This window comes from Mesorhizobium sp. M1E.F.Ca.ET.041.01.1.1 (assembly GCF_003997355.1).
Classification (GTDB): Bacteria; Pseudomonadota; Alphaproteobacteria; order Rhizobiales; family Rhizobiaceae; genus Mesorhizobium.
Window position 1 is genome coordinate 1 of sequence record NZ_RZSL01000141.1, and the last position, 5,000, is coordinate 5,000.

At 62.8% G+C, this 5,000-nt stretch carries 4 protein-coding genes, 1 tRNA gene and 2 rRNA genes (1 of these 7 running past the window's edge); all 7 read right to left on the bottom strand.

Going from position 1 to position 5,000, the window contains the following annotated elements:
• Positions 1-596 (bottom strand): SDR family NAD(P)-dependent oxidoreductase (locus EOA38_RS14250; RefSeq protein WP_127299471.1); only part of this gene is annotated, 596 nt, incomplete at its 3' end.
• 2 nt (positions 597-598) lie between these two features.
• A complete protein-coding gene (dgoD, locus tag EOA38_RS14255; RefSeq protein ID WP_126091804.1) occupies positions 599-1,771 on the bottom strand; it encodes a galactonate dehydratase in 1,173 nt (390 codons plus the stop codon).
• Between the two features lie 80 nt (positions 1,772-1,851).
• Positions 1,852-2,595, bottom strand: a complete 744-nt coding sequence (locus EOA38_RS14260) for a FadR/GntR family transcriptional regulator (RefSeq protein WP_126091803.1) — start codon at positions 2,593-2,595, stop codon at positions 1,852-1,854.
• A 151-nt stretch (positions 2,596-2,746) separates the two neighbouring features.
• Entirely contained in the window at positions 2,747-3,388 is a 642-nt protein-coding gene (locus EOA38_RS14265) for a ThuA domain-containing protein (protein ID WP_126091802.1), read from the bottom strand.
• A gap of 149 nt (positions 3,389-3,537) precedes the next feature.
• Positions 3,538-3,614 (bottom strand) — tRNA-Met (locus EOA38_RS14270).
• A gap of 218 nt (positions 3,615-3,832) precedes the next feature.
• Positions 3,833-3,947 (bottom strand): 5S ribosomal RNA (rrf, locus tag EOA38_RS14275).
• A 232-nt stretch (positions 3,948-4,179) separates the two neighbouring features.
• Positions 4,180-5,000, bottom strand: a 23S ribosomal RNA gene (locus EOA38_RS14280) (it continues 2,005 nt past the right edge of the window).

A 5,000-nucleotide genomic window follows, 5' to 3' on the forward strand; every position in this document is an offset into this window, starting at 1 on the left:
TTCCAGTAATCGACCGCGATCTGCGTCTCGATATAGCCCGGCGCGATCGCGTTCACGCGGATCCCTTCGGCCGCGTATTGGATGCCGAGCGACCGCACCAGGCCGAGCAGCCCGTGCTTGGCGACCGGATAGGGAAAGGTCGACGGGATGATCGCGAAGGAATGGCAGGACGCGATGGCGACGACCGCGCCCTGCTTCTGACCGCGCATCGTCGGCAACACCGCGCGTGTCGAATACCAGACGCCGTCGAGATCGACGGCAAAGCAGCGCCGCCATTCCGCCTCGGTGGTTTCCAGAGGCTCGTGGAATACGTTGATGCCGGCATTGGCGACCAGCACGTCGATCCGGCCAAAAGCGCCGAGCGTCCGCTCGGCCATCGCCTCGCAGGATCCGCTGTCGGCGACGTCTGTCTCGACGAAGAGCGCCCGTGCCCCGCTTTCGATCAGAGAAGCGGCAACGCTCTTTCCGCTGGCCGCATCCTTTTCCGCCACGACGATCGCCGCGCCTTCCGCCGCCATGGCGCGCGCCGTCGCCTCGCCGATGCCGCGGCCCGCGCCGGTGATGATCGCCACCTTATCTTGGAGACGCCCGGCCATCGTCACCAGTCCACGATGGTGCCGTCGGCGAGCACGGCATTGGTGGTGTGCATGACTTCCGGCTTGTAGGGATGCCGGTCGGCGACCGCCTCGTCGACCTCGACGCCGAGCCCCGGCGCGTCCGGCACCTGCCAGCAGCCGTCGACCATGCGGATCGGCCCCTTCACCACCTCGAAATACCAGGGCACAGCGCCGACCATCTCTTCCTGGATCAGGTGGTTGGGTGTGGAGACGGCGAAGTGCAGCGCCGCCGCCCCGGCGATCGGACCAAGCGGATTGTGCGGCGCAACGCCGACGGAGACCGCCTCGGCCATCGCGGCGATCTTCTTCGCCTCGAGCAGGCCGCCGCAATGGCAGATGTCCGGCTGCACGATATCGGCCGCCCTTGCCCGAAAGAGATCGTCGAATTCGGGACGGTCGACCAGCCGCTCGCCGGTGGCGATCGGCACGCGCGACTTGGCGGCGAGCTGCGCCAGCGCGCCGGTCTCGCCCGGCGGCAGCGGCTCCTCGACGAACATCGGCCGGTGCGGCGCAAGCGCGTCGATATAGGCGAGGGCGGTCGAGGCCGAAGCGGGACGGCCGTGGAAGTCGACCATGATTTCCACTTCCGTCCCAACCGTCTTGCGCAGTGTCTCCATGAGGCGGCCGACTTTGTCGACCTCGACAAGTGGGGCGTGATAGTGGCTGTAGGGAATGAAGACGGCCTTCAGCGCGCGATAGCCCCTGGCCACCACCTCGGAGGCGCGCTGCACCAGCGGCTCGGCATCGAGCGTTTCATAGACCGCGCGCATGTCGCCGAGGCCGAGATGGGTATAGACCTTGACCCGGTCGCGCACCTTGCCGCCGGTGAGCCGCCAGACTGGCTGACCTAGCCATTTGCCGAAAATGTCCCACAGCGCCAGCTCGATGCCGGAAACCGCCGACATGCCGATGACGCCCAGGCGCCAGAACGAGTGCTTCTTGAGGATGCGCACGGCCTGCTCGATGTCGCGCGGATCGCGGCCGATCAAAAGCGGCGCCAGGTCGTTGACGGCGCCGACGACGGCCTGGGTCTTCCATTCCAGCGTCGCCTCGCCCCAGCCGTAGAGGCCTGGCTGATCGGTTTCGATGCGCACGAACACCCAGTTGCGCATATCCGCGTTCACGACGCGCGTGGTGATCGCGACGATTCTCAAGCGCAACTCCTCCCAGACGGCACTTAGATCATACGAAACCGAGTTATCATACGATCTAAAATGGCGTCAAGGCAGAAACGTCAGCCCTTTGCGTGAAGGTCGTCGGCGGCGATGTCGAGCAGTCGGTTCATGGCGGCTCGGGCGCCGGCGGTGTCGCGGACGCGGATCGCCTCCAACACCGCGACATGCGCCGACAGCGCGCGTGACTGCGCCTCCATCAAGGGGTTGGTGACGAGAAAGGTGGCGCGCAGAGCCGCCTCCAGCATGCCGACCAGCCCCTTGAGCACGACATTGTGGCTGGCGGCGATCACGCCCTTGTGGAAGGCAAGATCGGCCTGGCAGACCGCGTTGAGATCGTTCGGAATGTTGTCGCGCATCCCATCCACCGCGCGCTCGATCTCGGCAAGATCGGCGGCGGTGGCGCGCCTCGCGGCGAGCTCCGCCGCCGCCGGCTCGAAGATGCGGCGCGCCTCCAGCAGGCCGGAAACCAGCTCTTCATCATCCTGGATGGCGGGATGCCAGCCGAGCACCACAGGGTCGAGCAGGCGCCAGTTGTCGCGCGGCAAAACACGGACGCCGGCCCGACGCCTGGCCTCGACGAGGCCTTTCGCCGACAGCACCTTGACCGCTTCCCTCACCGAAGTACGGCTGACACCCAGCATGGCACAGAGATCGTCCTCGCGCGGCAGGGCGGCGCCGGGAGCATAGTCCCCGCCCAGGATGCGGCTACCCAACATGCTGACGACGGCGTTGTGCACGCTCGCCCCGCCCTGGTCGACCGAAGGCATCCACCCTGTTGCATCCGAAGGAACGATGGTCTCCACGCAATCCTCTCCCGATAGAGCACGCTGTAGCAAGCTGTTGTATGAAAGCTTACGTCTTATGTAAATCACCAATTCATATGATCTATTAAGTAGAGCCGCTAAGGCCGCGACGCACGCATCGGCGCGCAGCGATCGACCTGAGGTCACGGACTCAGCGCGCAGCCCACACCAGCCCGCGGCGCAGGATCGTCCGCATCTGCGGCACTTCGAACTCCTTCGCCACGTGGCCGAGCGACGAATAGAATACACGTCCCTTGCCGTGCCGGCGCTTCCACACAACCGGCATGACGACGCCGTCGATCCACGGCGCGTGTTCGCCCGAAAAGGTGGTGGTCGCCAGCACCTCGTTCGAGGGGTCGACATGCATGTAATACTGCTCGGAGCGGTAGGCGAAATCGTCGATGCCATCCATGATCGGGTCGTCGCGTCGCACGATGTTCACCCGATAGTCGATGATGTTGCCGGGATGCGCGACCCACTGCCCGCCGCACATGAACTGGTAGTCGGTCGATTCGCGGAACGCGTCGCCCATGCCGCCATGATAACCGCCCAGCCCGACGCCGCTTTCGACAGCCTTGGTCAGGTTGGCCTCTTCGGCCTTGGCGAGCTTGGACATGGTGTAGATCGGCACGATCAGGCTGAGCTCGGCAATGGCCGGATCGGCGAATGCCGCGGTCGTGTTCTCCACGCGTACGGCAAAACCTTCCTCCTCGAGCATCGCCTTGACGGCACGCGCTCCGGCTTCGGGTTCGTGCCCTTCCCAGCCGCCCCAGATGATCAACGCCTGCCGCATGTTCTGCTCCTCCTACGTTAGCGCCACGGCCGAACGGTGGCGCGGGGCGCCGAGCGACCATCGCTGCAAAGCTCTGCCGTGTCGAGTTGGAAAGAAACCGCAGGGCGAAAAACAAAAACGGCCCGCGCGAGGCGGGCCGTTTTTGTATTTGGTTGCGGGGACAGGATTTGAACCTGTGACCTTCAGGTTATGAGCCTGACGAGCTACCGGGCTGCTCCACCCCGCGTCAACCATAGAGGTAAGCTTGCGCTTACCGGATTCAAGAGCCACCAAACGAAAGGGCCGCTCGCGCGGCCCAGGATCCCGTTTGGCGGGCCTTATGCATGTCGCCCAAAAGTGCCTAGCGGTTTTGGGACAACGACATGCATCATACAATCGTAAGGAGAAGATTAGTCTCCATCCAGATCTTTTGATCCGGATGTGAGATGAACGTGCGCTTGGCAGACCTGGCAGCGACCTACTCTCCCGCGTCTTGAGACGAAGTACCATCAGCGCTGGAGCGTTTCACGGCCGAGTTCGGAATGGGATCGGGTGCAGCCGCTCCGCCATAACCACCAGGTCGGCAAAACGCACGTTGTTCGAGAAGCTGTTCAAGCGCGATCCAAGGATCGTCGCAGCGCGATCCAAGGATCGTCGCCTTTGTGCCTTGGATGTTCTTTTAGCCTGGCGCCTTTCGAAGCGAAGCTTCGCAAGGTCGACCGACCGTCGGCGCCGATGCGCCGCACCCACGTAGCGCCGCCCGAAGGGCGGAACAAGCGTGAGTGAGAACAAGATGGGCATTAGGAATGAGAACGATCAAGCCGATCGAACTATTAGTACCGGTAAGCTTCAAGCGTTGCCGCTCTTCCACACCCGGCCTATCAACGTGGTCGTCTTCCACGGTTCTCAGGGAATACTCGTTTCAAGGTGGGTTTCCCGCTTAGATGCCTTCAGCGGTTATCCCGTCCGGATATAGCTACCCTGCAATGCGGCTGGCGCCACAACAGGTCCACCAGAGATCCGTCCATCCCGGTCCTCTCGTACTAGGGACAGATCCTTTCAATATTCCTACACCCACGGCAGATAGGGACCGAACTGTCTCACGACGTTCTGAACCCAACTCACGTACCGCTTTAAATGGCGAACAGCCATACCCTTGGGACCTGCTCCAGCCCCAGGATGCGATGAGTCGACATCGAGGTGCCAAACAACCCCGTCGATATGGACTCTTGGGGGTCATCAGCCTGTTATCCCCGGCGTACCTTTTATCCGTTGAGCGATGGCCCTTCCACGCGGGACCACCGGATCACTATGACCGACTTTCGTCTCTGCTCGACTTGTCAGTCTCGCAGTCAGGCAGGCTTATGCCATTGCACTCAGCGAACGATTTCCGACCGTTCTGAGCCCACCATCGCGCGCCTCCGTTACTCTTTAGGAGGCGACCGCCCCAGTCAAACTACCCACCATACATTGTCCCGGACCCGGATAACGGGCCGCGGTTAGACATCCATAGTAATAAGGGTGGTATTTCAAGGGTGGCTCCACCTGAGCTGGCGCCCAAGCTTCAAAGCCTACCACCTATCCTACACATGCCACTACGAATGCCAATGTAAAGCTATAGTAAAGGTGCACG

What these genes read in the sequence shown, in the direction of transcription:
- EOA38_RS14265 (WP_126091802.1), bottom strand. Translation starts at nt 3,388, where the DNA reads ATGCGGCAGGCGTTGATCATCTGGGGCGGCTGGGAAGGGCACGAACCC.